At 45.0% G+C, this 17,113-nt stretch carries 16 protein-coding genes; 11 read left to right on the top strand and 5 right to left on the bottom strand.

Features of this window, described 5'->3' with window-relative positions; genetic code table 11:
- Positions 1-140: 140 nt before the first annotated feature.
- The 3 genes from QVE09_RS14050 to QVE09_RS14040 all read right to left on the bottom strand — a co-directional run bounded on the left by QVE09_RS14050 (position 141) and on the right by QVE09_RS14040 (position 2,640).
- Positions 141-980 (bottom strand): alpha/beta hydrolase, encoded by an 840-nt coding sequence (locus tag QVE09_RS14050; protein ID WP_315937244.1) that lies wholly within the window; start codon positions 978-980, stop codon positions 141-143.
- A 56-nt stretch (positions 981-1,036) separates the two neighbouring features.
- Entirely contained in the window at positions 1,037-1,483 is a 447-nt protein-coding gene (locus QVE09_RS14045) for a MarR family winged helix-turn-helix transcriptional regulator (RefSeq protein ID WP_289389953.1), read from the bottom strand.
- 92 nt (positions 1,484-1,575) lie between these two features.
- Entirely contained in the window at positions 1,576-2,640 is a 1,065-nt protein-coding gene (locus QVE09_RS14040; protein ID WP_315937243.1) for an ABC transporter substrate-binding protein, read from the bottom strand.
- Positions 2,641-2,806: 166 nt separating this feature from the next.
- Between QVE09_RS14040 and QVE09_RS14035 the strand changes: the two genes are divergently transcribed.
- Entirely contained in the window at positions 2,807-3,883 is a 1,077-nt protein-coding gene (locus QVE09_RS14035) for a FecCD family ABC transporter permease (protein WP_397387045.1), read from the top strand.
- Positions 3,884-3,885: 2 nt separating this feature from the next.
- The gene (locus tag QVE09_RS14030; RefSeq protein WP_315937241.1) at positions 3,886-4,653 is read left to right on the top strand and encodes an ABC transporter ATP-binding protein; all 768 of its coding nucleotides are present in this window, start codon (positions 3,886-3,888) and stop codon (positions 4,651-4,653) included.
- Positions 4,654-4,951: 298 nt separating this feature from the next.
- Here QVE09_RS14030 and QVE09_RS14025 read toward each other — a convergent pair whose 3' ends face one another.
- Positions 4,952-5,584: a DUF421 domain-containing protein gene (locus QVE09_RS14025; RefSeq protein ID WP_315937240.1), complete on the bottom strand. Its 633-nt coding sequence runs from the start codon at positions 5,582-5,584 to the stop codon at positions 4,952-4,954.
- Between the two features lie 154 nt (positions 5,585-5,738).
- Between QVE09_RS14025 and rnhA the strand changes: the two genes are divergently transcribed.
- The 3 genes from rnhA to QVE09_RS14010 all read left to right on the top strand — a co-directional run bounded on the left by rnhA (position 5,739) and on the right by QVE09_RS14010 (position 8,884).
- Positions 5,739-6,392, top strand: a complete 654-nt coding sequence (gene rnhA / locus QVE09_RS14020) for a ribonuclease H (protein WP_315937239.1) — start codon at positions 5,739-5,741, stop codon at positions 6,390-6,392.
- A gap of 332 nt (positions 6,393-6,724) precedes the next feature.
- Positions 6,725-7,594, top strand: coding sequence for an alpha/beta fold hydrolase (locus QVE09_RS14015; protein WP_315937238.1), 870 nt, complete (start codon positions 6,725-6,727; stop codon positions 7,592-7,594).
- Between the two features lie 300 nt (positions 7,595-7,894).
- Entirely contained in the window at positions 7,895-8,884 is a 990-nt protein-coding gene (locus QVE09_RS14010; protein ID WP_315937237.1) for a serine/threonine protein kinase, read from the top strand.
- 182 nt (positions 8,885-9,066) lie between these two features.
- Here the strand turns inward: QVE09_RS14010 and QVE09_RS14005 are convergent, their stop codons facing one another.
- Positions 9,067-11,121, bottom strand: a complete 2,055-nt coding sequence (locus tag QVE09_RS14005; RefSeq protein WP_315937236.1) for a vWA domain-containing protein — start codon at positions 11,119-11,121, stop codon at positions 9,067-9,069.
- Between the two features lie 576 nt (positions 11,122-11,697).
- Here QVE09_RS14005 and QVE09_RS14000 point away from each other — a divergent pair.
- The 6 genes from QVE09_RS14000 (at position 11,698) to QVE09_RS13975 (ending at position 17,101) form a co-directional block, all read left to right on the top strand.
- Positions 11,698-13,866: a transcriptional regulator gene (locus tag QVE09_RS14000; protein ID WP_315937235.1), complete on the top strand. Its 2,169-nt coding sequence runs from the start codon at positions 11,698-11,700 to the stop codon at positions 13,864-13,866.
- 184 nt (positions 13,867-14,050) lie between these two features.
- Positions 14,051-14,476 carry a hypothetical protein gene (locus QVE09_RS13995; RefSeq protein ID WP_056695746.1) on the top strand — a complete coding sequence of 142 codons (426 nt, stop codon included), beginning with the start codon at positions 14,051-14,053 and terminating at the stop codon, positions 14,474-14,476.
- 126 nt (positions 14,477-14,602) lie between these two features.
- Positions 14,603-15,064 carry a J domain-containing protein gene (locus QVE09_RS13990; protein ID WP_315937234.1) on the top strand — a complete coding sequence of 154 codons (462 nt, stop codon included), beginning with the start codon at positions 14,603-14,605 and terminating at the stop codon, positions 15,062-15,064.
- A gap of 69 nt (positions 15,065-15,133) precedes the next feature.
- Positions 15,134-15,658: an FHA domain-containing protein gene (locus QVE09_RS13985; protein WP_315937233.1), complete on the top strand. Its 525-nt coding sequence runs from the start codon at positions 15,134-15,136 to the stop codon at positions 15,656-15,658.
- Between the two features lie 43 nt (positions 15,659-15,701).
- Positions 15,702-16,235, top strand: coding sequence for an FHA domain-containing protein (locus QVE09_RS13980; RefSeq protein ID WP_133385623.1), 534 nt, complete (start codon positions 15,702-15,704; stop codon positions 16,233-16,235).
- Positions 16,220-17,101 carry a PP2C family protein-serine/threonine phosphatase gene (locus tag QVE09_RS13975; protein WP_315937232.1) on the top strand — a complete coding sequence of 294 codons (882 nt, stop codon included), beginning with the start codon at positions 16,220-16,222 and terminating at the stop codon, positions 17,099-17,101. The genes QVE09_RS13980 and QVE09_RS13975 overlap by 16 nt, the downstream gene beginning before the upstream one ends.
- Positions 17,102-17,113: the final 12 nt, after the last annotated feature.

The raw sequence follows: 17,113 nt of genomic DNA, 5'->3' as shown, positions 1-17,113 counted from the left end.
AAAACCTCTTTTCTTATATTTTAATCCTATTCAGAACTATGCATATAAGCTTATCTAAAAAAATCAAACTTTTGCATACAGGATTAAAGGTAAGAAGGAGGTTTTAACATGGTATTTATTTTATTTTGTGAGTTTCTCCGTTAATTCAAAAGATGCTGTCTGTTCAACCATCCAAGGATGAGTTCGACAGGTTCCATGTACCGTTGGCCTACCAGCAAACCCGTATGGGTCGTATCCCACAGTCCGGCATATGCAGCATGCAGCTGCTTGGCAGTTAATTTGCCTCTCCGATCTTCGTCTTCAGAGGAAACAGCTTTGATCACCAAGCTGGGACAATAGATCAGTTCACCATTAATGGATACGCCATCGGCTCCACACAGAACTGAAAAGGTAGCAAATGCCTTCGCAGACTCCGTTTGCAGATATTTTCGCTGAAAAGCAATGTCTTCTGCCGTCTCATCTATACTGGTCAGTTCATCACGGACAGGTGTAGGCATGATGATCCCGGGTGTGATACGATTGCTTTCCGGGTAGGGGATTAGCTCATGGACTTCCTTGCTCAGACTGGCGTCAATCACGACCAGGCCTGCCAGGGTAACGGTTTCTGCAATCTTTTGACTGAGAATCCCACCCATGCTAAAGCCAATGAGAACGGGAGGTTCGTTGAACTCGGCTAACACTTCACGAATATCCTCCAAATAATCCTCAAACGTAATCTTTGTCATGTCCATGACCCGACTCTTGTAGTGACTTCTCATGTTCATGACATAACAGGTCCAACCGTGCTGGACAAAGTGGGGGATATATTTGCTCCACATCCAGCTGCCTGTGTATGCACCGTGAACGAACAGCAGTGGGGGCTTCTTGGTCGTTGTTTCTTCGTCATGAGGCGGGGTTCCTTGGAATATTTCCAAGTGTAAATCATGTTCTCCGATCTTCTTTACCTCATGTTCCGGTAATAATTGAGTGTAGTCCATCATACCAAAAACCTCCTCTAAACTATTAGTTTGATATCAAACTATTTCTCCAAAAAAAATTAGAAGTTGCCATGAATTTTCATTAAAATTCGAAGCAGTTCTTTTTTCTCCGCTTCCGTAACGTCCGCATAGAACGCGTCCAACATGCGTTGAGATATCTCTTCAAAGACAGGCTTTAATTCTTCGCCTTTTGCAGTCAAAGCCACATGAACAACTCGTGAATCTGTTGCATCACGCTCCTTGAGGACGTATCCTGTCCGCACCAATTTGTCCACAAGTGCAGTCACCGTGGATTTATCCTTGCCGATTTTTTTGGCGATTTCAGCCATGGTCATCCTGTGATTGTTGTACAGGGCATAGATGATATCCCCATGGGACGTGGCGAGATCCTGGATTCCCTGCTCAGCCATCTCAGTAAGGATGAAGCGGTTGACCTTCTCTTTAATTTTGGATATGAGTGAAATAGCGTCTCTTGTTTTCATATGTGTAATATAGTTTGTTATCAAACTAATGTCAAGCTTTGATCCTTGATTTCTTGCATGCGCAATATTGCAAAATAGCAGTGAGAATTTCTTCTCCTACTCCTTTGCTCAAGTCACTACTTGATTGGATTAGCTTTCATTTCTTGTCCCATTTTCTCAATACCGTCCAGAATCTGATATCCATAACCCCAGAACTGGCTGAAATCCGTGACATAGATCTGTTTGTTCTTGATTGCGTTCATACTTTGCAGGGCAGGGTTGGCATACAGATTTTGAATCAGCTTATCGATATCCGGTGAACCGGCATACGCGGACAAGAGCAGATAATCAGGGTTCGCTGTGATCAGTTGCTCTACACTAACTTCACCTTGCACACCATCAAACGTATTTTTCAGCTTCAACAGGCTAAGTGCATCAAGCTGATACGTATCGTTTTGCATGCTGCTTACCGTAATGGTGTCTTCTGTAGCGGGTACGATGTAGGCAAAAGTATGCTCAGGCTGATCGGCTACACTTGCCTTAATGGCATCAACACGTGTCTTCAGACTTTCCGTGAATGTTGCGGCATTTTCTTGAACATCGAAGATCTGCCCAAGTTGTGCAATATCGCTGTACAGGCTATTGAGTGTGCCTTTGTGATTCGTCGTTTGCAGGAACGTGCGGATATTCATGTCATTTAATCCATCGACGGTACCCACACCCCAGTCTGCATCAGCGAACAGGTCGCCCCGTCCGAGTACCAGATCCGGGCTTGCACCTACAACCAGCTCTTTACCTACATAATCCTTGGACAATACCGGAATTTTGGCGAAATCATCAGCCACATCCGGTGTAACAGAACCGTATAGAGCAGCAACACCGACCATTTTATCGGTCAGACCTAATTTGATGAGCATCTCAGCAGCAGATTGGGTATTCGCAACAACACGTTCGGGTGCTTTATCGAATACTTGCACTTTTGGTTTCCACTCGCCGCCCTCACCCGAGATCGTGAAGTTCTCAATAGTGAGCGGGTACGTCGTTTTATTTGTATTCTCAGCAGGAGCTGAAGTTTCTGTCGTGTTAGTTGTTGAAGTTGTTTCTTCGGCAGGGGAAGAAGTTGATCTATTCGAACAGGCTGCAAGTAGCAGTAACAGGAGACTTAGAGCAGCGATGCCAATGGTTCTGGATGTGAATTTCATTAAATGATGAACCCCTTTTCTATGTGTTTTAAATTGACAAAGATAATCATTCTCAATTATAATCCGAGAAAAAGCTTTGTAAATAGCTAAATTTAATTTGTTCTACATTTTACGCGAATTGATGGGGGAAGAGATGGCACAGACGGTTCAGGTTCAGACACAGCGTATGGGGAAAAGAGAGTCTCTGATTCATAGTAAATCCGGGTTTGCTTTACTGATCGCAGCTTTAGTCATAATCACGATTATTTCTGTAGGTATTGCAGTTTCCATTGGACAGGTACGAATTCCGCTGGCGGAGTCATATCGTATTCTTTTATACAAATTAACGGGATTTCAGTGGGGGGCAACCCCAATTGAGGCAGGCTCTTTTACCGATATCATTTGGCAGATTCGTTTCCCGCGGGTGCTGATGGCGATGTTTATCGGCGCGGGCTTGGCCTTGTGCGGTGCTGTTATGCAGGCTGCCGTGCAGAATCCGCTCGCTGATCCTTACATATTGGGTATATCCTCAGGCGCTTCACTTGGAGCAACCTTTGCAATTCTCATTGGATTTGGTGCAATTGGGTGGCTTGGTCAGACGGGGGTTGCTTTCTGGGCCTTTGCTGGAGCGATGGGTGCGTCCTTACTGGTCCTGACTTTGGCAGGGATTCGGGGAAAAATGACGTCGGTCAAGCTGGTGCTTGCCGGAATGGTGATTAACGCGCTATGCAGCGCTTTTTCAAACTTCATTATTTATTTTGCCAACAATGCTGAAGGCATCAAAACGGTGACATTCTGGACCATGGGCAGTCTGGCGTCTTCCGGATGGAACAAGCTTCCACTCGTAGGTATCGTCGTGCTGGTGGCGATTCTATTCTTCCTTTTACAGTCCAGAGTTCTCAATACGATGTTATTGGGGGATGAAGCAGCCGTTACACTGGGCATTAATCTGAGTGTGTACCGCAGGGTGTACATGCTGTTAACCGCTTTGGTGACAGGCGTCATGGTGGCGAGCTGTGGGATGATTGGTTTCGTGGGACTCATTATTCCGCATATTGTGAGAGGTCTGGTGGGTTCAGACCATCGTAAAGTGATGCCTGTATCCGTGCTGTTTGGAGCCATTTTCCTCATCTGGACGGATGTTATTGCACGATCCCTCATATCCAGCGTGGAGTTGCCGATCGGGATCATTACAGCCATGATTGGTGCGCCGATGTTTATGTATATGCTGGTCAAAAAAGGCTACGGTTTTGGAGGAAATTAAACATGAAGCTGAACGTAGAAAATGTATCCATCTCTGTGCTGAACACGGACATCATCAAGGATATTTCATTACAGGTGAACGGTAAACAGTTCGTTGGACTGATCGGACCCAATGGTTGTGGCAAGTCAACGCTGCTCAAGAGCATCTATAAAGTGATCAAACCGCAGCAAGGCAAGGTTTTTCTGGACAATACCGATATTCTCAAATCCAGTCCAAAGCTTGTTTCCAGACATATGGGCGTTGTTGGTCAGTTTAATGAATTGAGCTTTGATTTTACGGTGCGTGAGATGGTCATGATGGGCCGTACCCCGCACAAAAAACTGCTGGAGACGGATAATGAGCGGGATCACGAAATCGTGGAGCAGGCTTTGGAAAAAGTACATCTGACTGGACATGCAGACCGCAATTACGTGTCTCTGTCTGGTGGAGAGAAACAGCGTGTCGTATTGGCGCGTGTTCTGGCACAGCAACCCCAATTCCTGATCCTGGACGAGCCGACGAACCATTTGGACATCAAATACCAACTTCAGATTCTAAATATTGTCCGTGGACTCGGCATTGGTATATTAGCAGCGCTGCATGATCTCGAACTCGCCGCAGAATATTGCGATTATCTCTATGTGGTGAAAAAGGGCCAGATTGTGGTCCATGGCAAACCGGCTGATATTCTGACTCGTGAGATGATTGGTGAGGTATTCGATGTCGATTGTGAAATCTATACAAATCCAGTTACGGGCGGCCTGGGTATTGCTTACCTGAGTACACGGTGATTAGGACGGTAAAATGGGCACTGAATCATGGTTTAAGTGAAGCCTTGGCGATGTATCCAGTTCTAGGGTGCTTCCTGCGACCGTTTTACCGAAGCTGTGCTGGATGCACTGTCTGCTGATGATCGTCGCACGTATGAGGAATCCTGTAGAGCAGAATATGCAGTCATTCCTCAGCCACGTCCACTAATAAAGAGTGATCTTGGAAATATCAATTAAAGTGAAATAGACCGTACCTGATGGGCGATGTTGTTGAGTGCTCGCAGGGCCGGTCTTTTATTTTTGATGGGGTTAGGCGCGTCTATTGAAGCTTAGGATCGACGGGCTGAGCATGAGCACCTTTGCTAACTTCTTGGAAAATGTCTGTGGAGTTATCGCTATGTGTTGAAGACTTAATGCTGTTGTCTTGTTGGGGGTGTTCTCCCGTTGCTGGACTACTACCTGTAATCGTATAATTTCGCAGTATCTCTTCCAGATCTCCAATCGTTACGGGACGAGCATGTCGTTTCAGGACATAACCAAGTTGACCATTGGGTTCCACCGTTGCCGTCTCCAGATCGTCTACACTTGTAATTCCGTTCTGTCGCATATGCATCTCAAGCTGATCCATCGTATAACGCATACGTTTCAGATTCGGTATAATGACCTTTCCGTCCTCTACCACGATTTTGGAACTGCCACTCATTAACCGTTCGAAAATATTAAATTTCAATTGCAGTTGTTCCACCACAAGCAATGTCACAATGAATACCGATGCTGATCCAATCGCTTTGCCAAGCTCATGATTTGCGATGGGCTGTACAATCGTTGTTCCGATGGAGATCATGATGACCGTTGTGGCAACACTCATCTGTGAGATCGACTTGCGTCCTGCAATTCGAAGCAGAATCATGCCGATAAGTACAAGTAAAACAGATTTCCATATCCAGTCCATACGTATATTCCTTTCTATTCCAGTATGCGCTTTGCTTCTTAGGCTGTTCTGGCGTTGGAGGAATTATGCAGTTGGCTGAATCCATAGCTTTCATTCCGCCCACCGAATCGTATACAATAGGGTATTGATGAAGTGAACAAAGGAGCGAGTTACAGTGGCAAAACAGAAATATTATGTTGTCTGGGAAGGTAAGAAACCTGGTGTGTATAACACATGGGCGGATTGCAAAGCACAGACGGATCATTATACCGGAGCAAAATATAAATCCTATGAGTCCAAATCAGCCGCAGAAGAAGCGTATCGTGCTGGATGGAAAGGAAACTGGGGTTCAAGTGCAGGCGGAGTGTCGAAGACAAAGTCGGCTGGTAGCGGAAGAAGCGCGGGCATGGAAACGTCGGAGGAAGTGGATTACGACAGCATCTCTGTTGATGTGGGTACACGTGGTAACCCCGGACCTGTAGAATACAAAGGGGTAGACACCCGCACAGGTGAGATTATTTTCTCTGTTGGACCGATCTCCAAAGGCACGAACAATCTGGGCGAATTCCTGGCCATTGTACATGCCCTTGCACATCTGAAAAAAGAAGGCAGCACCAAAACGGTGTACACCGACTCGGTCAATGCCATGAAATGGCTAAAGCAGAAAAAAGTAGCCACGACCTTACCAAGAGACAACTCCACGGAAGAGATCTGGTTGATGATTGATCGTGCGGAGCAGTGGCTCCAGACAAATACGTACAGCAATAAAGTGCTAAAATGGCAGACCAAGCAGTGGGGCGAAATCAAGGCAGATTACGGCCGAAAGTAAGTATTTATCCGTATCAATTTCATAATACCTGTAGCTGCTTCACTCAAGGCTAGATATAGATCAAAGCGGTTTGATTTGTCTACATCTAGTTACAAAAATCCATTTTTAGTGAGTTATAAAATTGATTTATCCAAAGGATGCCTCCTTTATTTCTGGTCTATTAGAATCGTTATTTACAATTTCCAGTTTCCGCTCTATAATCATCTGAATATGATTAGTTAAACATATGGAGGAGCCTGTCATCTGCAGGCCCTCTTTATCTTTTTGGTCCATCGATTAGCAAGTCCATTCACTAGAATGGGTTATTTGAGTATATATTGCAGGAGGCAGACATGAGTTCCATTTATAGAAGTGAAGAAGGCAAGAGCAGCATACTTGAAGAGTATGAGATTTATTTGAACGAGTTGGGTGAGGATTTTACGCGTGAGTATGTAGAGACGCGTTTTGGCAAGACGCATGTTTTACTGACGGGTCCTCTAGATGGCAAGCCGTTATTTATTCTCCAGGGCGGTAATTGTGTGAATCCGATGACGTTGTCATGGTTCTCTTCCTTATTTAAGGAATACCGGATTATTGCTCCTGATACGATTGGTCATCCTGGTTATAGTGAGGAAGCGAGTATCTCCACACGGTTTGATAGCTTGGCTTTATGGGTGTCGGATCTGCTGGATCACTATGATATTGAAAAGAGTGCATTTATCGGTCCATCGTTTGGAGGAGGCATTATCCTCAGACTGGCTACCTATATTCCGGAACGCATCTCGTGTGCTGTATTGGTTGCTCCTGCTGGTCTTGCGGTCAATTCCAAAATTAAAACAGCTCAGGATATCACGCTGCCGCTCGTCAAGTACCGCATGACGTCTTCACCATCTTCTTTGCAAAAAATTACGGACAACATGTCGTGCAACTGCATGAAAGAAATGGATAAAAACATTATTGGTAAACTTTTTAAATACGTCAGCATAGAGCAGGATCTGCCCAAGCTCACGGATCGAGAAGAACTGGTGAATTATACGTCACCAACCTTGTTATTGGTAGGGGAGAAGGATGTCTTTTTCCCTGCGGATAAGTGTATTGAGCGAGCTCAAAAGATTATTACGAATGTAAAAGCCATCAAGTATGATACCGGACATTTCCCTTCACAGGACGTATTGGTTCAGATGAACGAGGAAATCGGACGTTTTTTACAGAAGAATTATTAAATTAAGTTGCAATTGAAGGATGAGAAATGTTTTTCTCCAGTTTAATAAAGTAATTACATCCATCTGTCGATACTCTATATAAGAGAGTCCTTTTCTTCTATAGAATAGTGTGGATAGGGATTAGCAGTGGATCGTAGAAGGCTTGATATCATTAATATTTAAATAATTCGCGTTGAGGTGTTTCAAATGACATCATTTGGTTTATATAGATGGTTGGCGATGAATTGCTGACTGGTTGAACCAAATGATGCATTTACGCGGAAAGTCTTCCGATCGACAAGGTTGAAAAGAGGTCTGGTTATGAGAAAAGACAATTGCAAAATGGCATTGCAACGCAATGTGATTATAAATGATACATATCAGGTAAGACAGGTATTAGCCAGCAGTGAGTTGGCTATTGTATATGCTGGGCGAGATCGTAACACGGGTGCCAAGGTAGCCATTAAGGAATTTTTCCCACAGAGACTGGCTGAACGTCAGGCAGACAAGCGTAGGGTGTTCTGCTCTTCGCGAGGATACGGTGGGCAATATCAGGAGTTACTGTCTGCATTTCTGCTCGAAGGTGAACTGTTATCGAAACTGGATCATCCTCATATTGTTTCGTATTTGGATCATTTTGAAGCAAATGATACAGGATATCTGGTTATGGAATATTGCACGGGGATCACATTGACCGAGTATTTGAATGAACATAATCATGCGCTGGATGCTGCTTTCATAACGGAGACGTTGCTTCCACTGGTGGATACATTGGATTACATACATAAGCAAGGCATTCTTCACCGGGATGTGAAACCTTCCAACATTATGGTTATGGAGGATGGTACACCCAAGCTTCTGGACTTCGGCTCAGCTACCCGTTGGCCGATGCAATCCGGAGAGAAACAGGTGATATTCACATCGGCAGGTTATTCTCCACTGGAATTCTATTCGGAGAAATCCAGTCAGGGACCGATGTCGGACATTTACAGCCTGGCAGCTCTGCTCCATTATTGGACATGCGGACAACCTCCTATGGACGTGAAACAGCGGTTGTTCCAGGATGAATTGCCATCTGTTCGCTCACATAATGAGTATGTGAATCCTTGGCTCGCTCGTGTTATTCATTGGGGGCTGATGGTTCGTTCCGAGAAACGCTGTGCTTCCCTGGCCTGGGTCAGAAGCTCGCTGCGAATTCAAGCCTGGGTATGGAAAGTGCGCAAGCCAGGTACAGTGGAATGGTCTTTAGCCGAGAATCAACATACGCAGGTCTATGAAGTGGAGCCGAAAAAGCAACATGAGACGGCTTAAGCAGTCATGATCTATGTTACTAAAGTAGATACGCTTAAATGAAAGCATAACCGTTAAATAGGTGTAAAATAGAAACAAGCCAGTTCTTACCCGTACATATGGGGCGAACTGGCTTGTTTCTATTATATTTTCAGAGAGAACATACATCAGCGTGCTTCATTTCCACTTAGTTAACACGTAGTTTACTGTGGATCTCTCTTTTGTCCTACATAGATATTGGTACTTGGTTTGATGGCTTTGTAACGAATTTCGATCTCCGTAACACCATCCTCAAACGTAATATACAACTTTTCGTTGTACTCCATAGCTTCCGCGTGTCTGCGCTTCACTGGCGTTCGGCCTCGGACAACCGTACAATTCGTATCGTGCCGTACCAATAACGTTTCTTTTTTACCCGCTTCCAGCCAGATTCGTCCCGCTTCTAGTACTTTGACCCCGATGTCCATGCGATCAAACAGTTCACTGAGACTTACTTTTCGGCGTTCCAATGAAGTGAGAGGCCAATTGGTCACCGGTATATCCTCGCCGTTCGCTGTCGCTAGAAAGTATCCTTCCAGTCTTCCCCGGAATACGGGTTTTGGCTTCATTACGAACCAATACAGTGCGAAAATACCACCAGCAAGAAGCAGGCCCAATCCTGTATATAGCAGTACCTTTTCACGTAAAGAATGAATTTGCAACGAAATGTCTGTAGTTATATTTGCTCCCTCAGAATCCGTTGCTGTCACCCTGATCGTTGAACTTCCGGTGTGTAGAGAAGACCATCGCAACAGGTTGCCTTCAATGACGGCATCTCCAAGTTTGCGCTCACTTCCACCGTCTGCAAGGACATACGTTAATGGATCATTATTGGGATCCTTAAAGTGGTTGTTCAGGTCGACATCTGTATTGCTGTCGTCTTTGGATAACACCATGGATACGCCGGTGGCTACGGGTGCTTGATTCGTAATGTCTACTTCAACCGGAGTAATTTCGCGATAAAAGTCCGGGCCGTCGATCCGTAGTCCCCATGTGTACAAATCCGATTTGGGAAAAGTGTATTTTCCCGTAAATCCGCTACCTGTATTGGTCAAAGGGATACGTTCTGTTTTTCCATCAGATGGAGTTACAATGAGTTCCGCTTCCAGTCCCTTGTACACATCCAAGTCCTTAATGGGTTTAGGGTCCACAGCCTGATCGTAGAGTGATGCCTCAAATGTGATGCTTTTCCCCTTGACTGGCTGCTCCGTTGCCATATTTGCGACCGCAGAGACGTTGTAGTTCCCTAATAGGTTAATCTTCACCAGATCACCGCTACGGCCTTTGAATTTCAGTTTAAACTGTCCTTTGACCGGACGAATGATCTTCATCAGAGCATATTTATCAGATCGAATGAAGCTGACATTGCTCGATTGATAATAGAGCTGAGCTTCGGAGACAGCATGATCAGAAAGCATGATAATGTTGGCATCCGCCATGCTGGAGTTAGGAATATCCACGGTTACTTCCTGCATTGCTCCAGTTGCAGTCACAGCCGCTACAGACACAAGAACAGATTGAATCTGATCTGCAAAAATACGATTGAAGATTTCAGGCAGATCATCCGCACTTCCGGTAATAAAGGAAGAACCACCCGTTTCTTTGGCGATGCGCTCCAATTCTGCCGGGTTAACCGTACCGTCGCGGTTTAGTCCCACAGTATAGATGGGATAACCAGCTTGTTGTGCCATCTCAATAACCTTGTCCACATCCTTGGATGAGTCGGCAGGTGTTCTGCTCGTCGATCCTCGTAAATCCGTTTCTCCGTCAGAGAGCAAAATCATAAATGGTTTGCGTTTGTCCGTCTGTGATTGTTCAAGCAGGCTAGCACCTCGGCGTAAGCCAAGTCCGAGATCTGTATATCCTGAACGTTTTAAGCCATCCACACGGCTACGAAGGTTATTGCGAGCTCCAGATGATGAAATCTCCATCAGTGGTACGGATGAAGTGACCTTGTCATTATAAGCTACAAACCCCAATCGGGTCTTAGGTCCACTACTCATATCCATAAACATATGTATAACTTCTTCGGCAATGCGATCTTTGTCGGTCTCATTCATGGAGTAGCTAACATCCAGGACAAACATGGCATCGAGTCCTTCATACGTCTGGGTCTTGACGGATGATTCAGCATATATGCTTCTCATGTCCCACGCTGGAATTAAAAAGCTGATGAACAAGAGAGAGAAAATTGCTTTTTTGAATTTTATTAATATCATACGATGCTTCGAATCTCCTTTCTGTTTTGGGCACTACAATTTTTTTTAGAGGTCAAACTGGTTTTTGTTAAAAAACTTTTGTTTTTACTCGATAAAACCCCGTTATGCGTAGTTTTGATAAGCGAAGAATATTGCAACACCGCATACGTTAAGGTGATTCCCTCTTGATTAGGGTGAAAACTCCACTAGTCTTAAATCATTGAACATCATCCAAATTATAGGATATTCTTTATCATCGGCATGATTAGAAGGGAAGTGAAGCGAAATTCGGAAAATAGTTCTATAGGTATATCGAAGTCACATAAATGAGCTTTTAGACCTATATAGGGGAATATTGACAAAACATATCACTGATGATTAAGATGAATTCCATAAATCTCCAAAGCAAACGGCATAATCTGGTACATAAGTTCCAGTCATATGTTGACAGCTCGTTCTATTGGACTTGTGATGGCCTGAGAAGATGATTCTCTTAGATCATGACCAAAGACTGATAGTGCGTGCGGAGTGTCAAAAATTGATGGAGGGGGGGAAGCATTCGCCCAAATGAACCATCATTAGGGGGATGTTGCCTGAATGGATATTATTAATCAAACGAACCGAACGATGCTTTTTGAAGAGATTAATCCTGAGAAAATGGATTTGATTACGATTGTCGGTGACGTAAAAGGGATCGACAGTTTGAATGATGACAAGATCAAGGAGATCAACGAACACTTGCTTGTACGAAACTTCGATGAGTTTTTGGACAAGTTTTCTCCCAGTGTGTATTCCTTTTTCAATGCGGTAAACCAGAAAGTCATGTATACGCTTAAAAAACCGGAAGGGATTCCGGATGAAGCAATCTCTGAGATCAAAATTGATCATAGCAATGACTTCCTGAGAATGCTCTTTACCCTGATCGATACCAAACGTAGTCAGGGGATTACGAATGTAGATTTCAAGTTTGAAAATTTGCTGGATATGATTTCACCGAAAAAGGTTATGGATGACATTCGGCAGGTACGGAAAGAAATTCATTACATGTATGGCCAGCATGAGAAGCTGGATGACGGGGACCCGAAGAAGTTGGATATCGGGGATAAACTTAATGTCATGTTTGAAGATGCCAGCCGGAACTATAACAATGTTATGGCAATGCTGCCACTGGCCATCGAAGATATCAAAACCCGCTTGTTGCTGGGCCGTGCTCAAGAAGAAACTTCTTCCGAAGCGATTCAGGTAGGACAACTCACGATTGGTGAGAGCGGAGAATTGAAAATTATCGAAGCTCCAAAGAGTGATAACAACGAGTTGATGCTCCTGGATGAGTCGACAAGCACAGATTTGACTCAGGTGTTTGCCGAAGATTATGATTCACTCTCCGAGGCACCTTCACCGTATGTACAGGATCTGGTCGTTCGTACATTCTGCCCACTACCTGCGGTTCAGACGGATGTCGATACGGCAGTTGAAGTACAGAATTACAATACATACCTGGAATTTTACAAGAACGCCAAGGATGACTTTGTGAAAACCGTAAAACCGCTGGTAGAGAAAATTTTGGGTGTCAAAATGTTCTTTGATCAATATGCGACCAAAAACAAAGGCATGCTGCCTTCCATGCTGATTGCCAATGCCAAGCTGGATATGCTTGTTAAGAGCAGTAACATTCCGCGGCTGGAGACCTATCTCAACACAGTCAATGCGAAGAATGATTTTACCGACACCATTTGGTTCGGTATTGTTCCTTCCGTTGAACTGGAGAATACGGGACAAGTTCAAGTCAGTCGTGCCCGTTTCCGTGGTAACGAGAAAGTGGTTAAACAAGACGGAAACAGTATGGAATCCTTGTCCATGCTTCTGCAAGTCGTTAAAGACTACAAAGTACAAGTATTCTTCAGCTTTGAATCTGGAGAAGAGACTACATTCAGCAGTATGGCTACCGCAGGCATCGATAAATATATTGATAAATGCGCGGTATTATCTCGCAAGGACTACAGCGAATTCGCCATTCCAAGTGCTCCGAATTTCACCATCATTCCGAAAGAGAAATCGGGTGTTGTTATCGACAGTCGTATGCTCCAGACGGAGAATGGTGTGGAGCTTTCCAAGGAGAAAGAAGACATTCTGAAGCTGTGGATTGAAGGTGTGTATGTCGGTGCGTCTTATGTATCTGCCGGAATTGTGGCTGCATATCAGTGCCCTGAGTATCTACGAGGCGCATTCAAAACCGTGAACCGGGATTATCCAGGTGTGCGTTTTGATATTGAAGCAGGCGATAACAGTCTGCGTGTAGTGACTACGATGACCAAAGAAATCTCCGGATTCACGAACACTATCAAGGATTCGATTAACCGGAAAAACTTTGGATTTATTTTCTCATCGGAAAATGCCCAAATCCAGGATAGCGATATCAAGCGGATCACGGTATACAAAGCGAGAAGCATGGCGATGTCCGAAGATGGCTTTGATTCCTTGTATAAAACACTCGTAAGTACTTACATTGAGCGCTTGCTCCGTTTCCAGACGGGTGATTTCAAGCATGAAAATATCGTCAAATTCTTCAGCAACAATCCGAGCAGTCAGAAGAGCCGGTGGCTGGGAACCCGAGGGTCGATCAATTCGATCATTCAGGAAGGCGACGACATGAGCTTTATCATCGATGAGAAGAGCAATATGTGCCACATTGATCTGGTATTCAACGGCAACGTGAAGAACCTGGAGGTCATGATTACCAAAGGCACCAGCGCGATGAAAGTGTAAGAGGCTGGAGTAGTTACAAGTTTTGGATTTTGAATATAATTCTTCAAACAACGAATTGTAGACATTTATTTTGGTGTTAGAGGCAGCCTTTACTGGCTGACCTTATACATATATTCTGGCACCTCTCCCCAGATGGAGAGCATGCCGGGCACATTGTTTTCTAATCTTAAGGAGGTTTTTATTAATGGGTTTTGTATTGAAAGTAGAAGGCGCAGAAACAATCGAATTGGGAATGGATAATATCCGCACAGTAGTGTATGACACGGATACGCCAGATGATTCCAATGCTAGATCTACAGATGTAGGTGCAACACTTCGCATCAGTGGCAAAATTATTACAGCAACAGACGGTGACAATGCAGATGACACGATGAAACTTGCTCTGTGGTCCCTCGTTCCAGCTGAAAAAGCAGATTGCTATCGTAAAGTAACCCTGGAAGTGGTTGCAGCGGATCAAGTGGTACGCAAAATTTACATGCCTAACGCGTTCGTTGTGGATTACACAGAGCGTTTCGGAGATACCGAAGGCGTGGGTGAATTCAGCCTGTTCATCAAACAGAAAAAAGACAAAACTGAATTCACTAAAATCGAAGGCGGCTTCCCGGTATAAAAGGGGGCAACTAATGTTCCGGGTCAGTTATGGCTGGCCCAGAATAATTCTGTCATGTTAAGGGGCCCTTGTGCCCCTTAATCTTTATTTACGCCCGAATACGGCAGGGAGGCAGGAACGAATACCATGAAAGATTATTATGCCGTGCTTGGTGTAGAACGTGAAGCTTCTCCGGAGCAGATCAAGAAGGCTTATCGTCAATTGGCGAAGAAATTTCACCCGGATGTTAACGGGGGAGATCCGCAGGCAGAGGCGCGTTTCAAGCAAGTACATGAGGCCTACAGCACACTCGGAAACCCCGAGTTAAGGGCAGCATACAATCAACAACCTCGATCTACAGGGAATCCAGGAGGGGCAAAAGGAGCAACATCCAGTACTGCACGAGAAAAGAGTGGACATGCAAAAAATGGACCTATGAATACCGAGAGAGTATGGTCTGATCCATCACGAATGCAGGAACAGTTTGAACAATTTTTTGGCTATAGCCCCAAAGGCAAGGAAAGCTCAAACAGTGGCAAAGCCGATCCTAATAAAGGAATGGATATGTCCGCCATGTTTGACCGATATTTCGGAGTTCGAAAAAAGTAAGCCGGTGACCTGTAATGGATCGTGCCGGTTCAGGCGGAGGTTATGGAAGTGAGACGAGGAAGGTCGGTAATGACGATAGGGCTTGACGCATGCGTCGCCATGATTTCGTTAGCCGTGCTGTATTACATATTCATCATTAACCGGGACATGGGTGCCCAGTGGATAACTGGAATTATTGTAGTTCTCTCCGGGGGAGCATACCTATTTTTTAAATACATACCTGCCACCAAGGGGGAAAAGAAGAAGCTGTCTTCACGTGTTGTGAAACTCGTGCTGTTGGACGACGACGGTACAAGTGTGAAGGAATGGTACATTCAGGGTGAGACAAGTGTATTGATCGGAAAAAGTTCGAAGAACAGTGAGGCGGACATTGATCTGTCCGATACTCCATATGCTTCCCTCATCAGTCCGCAACATGCTGTGCTGAACAAAGCCTCGGGCCAATGGTTTATCGAGGATATTGACTCGGCTAGCGGCGTAGGTGTACGTAAGGGAAATCAAAGCAGATCATCCAAATTGGAAATCGAAGAACCCAGCCTGATTGAGGCAGGGGACTTAATTTATATTGCCAATACCCGAATTTTGGTGAAATAACGTTGGCGTACCATTATACAAGCTTACGGGGGAATGAAAAGAAATGAGTCTGACAAGATGTGGAAACGGACATATGTTCAGCACGAGAAGGCACGGTAACACGTGTCCATATTGCAATCTGGCCGTCGAGTCACCGGCTTCCGGCAATAGTGAAGCAGCGGGAGCAATCCCACGCGCGCCTCGCACAGCAGAGGATGACAGAACGATGCCATACCTGGGGGAAACAACAGGAATTGAACCGGTAACGGGATGGATGGTGTGTATCGAAGGTCCGCAGATGGGCCAGGATTATCGAATTATGGCTGAAAAGAACTTTATTGGACGTTCGGAAGAGATGCATGTTCGAATCCTAGGGGATAACACGATTTCAAGGCGTAATCATGCGGTGATTGTATATGATCCCAAAAAACGGAATTTCTATCTGCTGCCCGGCGATGCTTCCGGCCTTGCCTATCACAACAATGAAGCGGTCTATTCTCCGGTGGAACTGGCTGCCTACGACGTCATTCAATTGGGACGCAGTAAATTTATTTTCATCCCATTATGTGGTGTGCATTTTGAATGGGAGCAACAGTGAATACCTTCATGATCTTGTGGAACGACAAGGAGCTAACGCCTTATTGGGTTCTGGCAGCAGGCTGTTTGTCGATCTGGTTGTTGTTATTCGTCCGAAGCCGGATTCCGGTAAGGCAACGTGACGATAGGCCGGTTGGCGTTCAGATCGGGAATGGACAGACCATTGGTGCTCGCAGTGAGCAGGATGATTATTTCGCCTGTGCCGTGGAGCCTTATGGTGTACTTGCGGTACTTGCCGATGGAATTAGCGGCTTATCTGGTGGGAAAGTAGCTAGTACAACTGCTGTAGAAACATTTATCCGTGAGTTTGAAGAGTTGGAGCGGTTTCCTGATCCAGAGGAGTTTTGGGATGCTTCTGCCCATGCGGCAAATCAGGCGATTCTTCGTAACTTGCTTGGCGTTCCGGGCGGAACAACGTTGGTATCTGCCATGATCAAGGGCAGGGAACTGTATTGGGGGGCAGTAGGGGACAGCATTTTGGCAGTGTTTCGCAAAGGTGAGCTACTTGCTATCAATCATAAACATACGCTGGAAACTCAACTCGAAGAACAGTATATGTCTGGAGAAATATCGGAGCAGGAGGCATTGGATAATCCGCAGCGCAAAAGGCTGGTCAACTATTTGGGGTACGACCATTTTAAACAAATGGAAATCGCGGACGAGCCGTTTGCACTGCAGCCGGCGGACAAGATTGTGTTATGCAGTGACGGGGTATACAACTCTCTTACTGAGATGGAACTGGAAACTATACTTGCGAAAGACATGTCCCCATTTGATGCAGCTCAGACCATCATTGATTTGATTGAAGAAAAACAGCTCGTGCATCAGGATAATGCCACGATTATCATTTTGGAGCAAGGATGGTAACGGATCAGGCAA

Origin of the sequence: Paenibacillus sp. ClWae2A (genome assembly GCF_032452295.1) — a bacterium.
Classification (GTDB): Bacteria; Bacillota; Bacilli; order Paenibacillales; family Paenibacillaceae; genus Paenibacillus.
The sequence above is the reverse complement of the archived record's forward strand: the minus strand, read 5'-3'. Positions and strand labels throughout refer to the sequence as shown.

Bases quoted from the DNA above. Each gene is read 5' to 3' on its own strand.
- QVE09_RS13985 (WP_315937233.1), top strand. From the start codon at position 15,134: ATGACGATAGGGCTTGACGCATGCGTCGCCATGATTTCGTTAGCCGTG.
- QVE09_RS13980 (WP_133385623.1), top strand. From the start codon at position 15,702: ATGAGTCTGACAAGATGTGGAAACGGACATATGTTCAGCACGAGAAGG.
- QVE09_RS13975 (WP_315937232.1), top strand. From the start codon at position 16,220: ATGGGAGCAACAGTGAATACCTTCATGATCTTGTGGAACGACAAGGAG.
- QVE09_RS14000 (WP_315937235.1), top strand. From the start codon at position 11,698: ATGGATATTATTAATCAAACGAACCGAACGATGCTTTTTGAAGAGATT.
- QVE09_RS14050 (WP_315937244.1), bottom strand. From the start codon at position 980: ATGATGGACTACACTCAATTATTACCGGAACATGAGGTAAAGAAGATC.
- QVE09_RS14010 (WP_315937237.1), top strand. From the start codon at position 7,895: ATGAGAAAAGACAATTGCAAAATGGCATTGCAACGCAATGTGATTATA.
- QVE09_RS13995 (WP_056695746.1), top strand. From the start codon at position 14,051: ATGGGTTTTGTATTGAAAGTAGAAGGCGCAGAAACAATCGAATTGGGA.
- QVE09_RS14040 (WP_315937243.1), bottom strand. From the start codon at position 2,640: ATGAAATTCACATCCAGAACCATTGGCATCGCTGCTCTAAGTCTCCTG.
- QVE09_RS14015 (WP_315937238.1), top strand. From the start codon at position 6,725: ATGAGTTCCATTTATAGAAGTGAAGAAGGCAAGAGCAGCATACTTGAA.
- QVE09_RS14035 (WP_397387045.1), top strand. From the start codon at position 2,807: ATGGGGAAAAGAGAGTCTCTGATTCATAGTAAATCCGGGTTTGCTTTA.
- QVE09_RS14005 (WP_315937236.1), bottom strand. From the start codon at position 11,121: ATGATATTAATAAAATTCAAAAAAGCAATTTTCTCTCTCTTGTTCATC.
- QVE09_RS13990 (WP_315937234.1), top strand. From the start codon at position 14,603: ATGAAAGATTATTATGCCGTGCTTGGTGTAGAACGTGAAGCTTCTCCG.
- QVE09_RS14030 (WP_315937241.1), top strand. From the start codon at position 3,886: ATGAAGCTGAACGTAGAAAATGTATCCATCTCTGTGCTGAACACGGAC.
- QVE09_RS14025 (WP_315937240.1), bottom strand. From the start codon at position 5,584: ATGGACTGGATATGGAAATCTGTTTTACTTGTACTTATCGGCATGATT.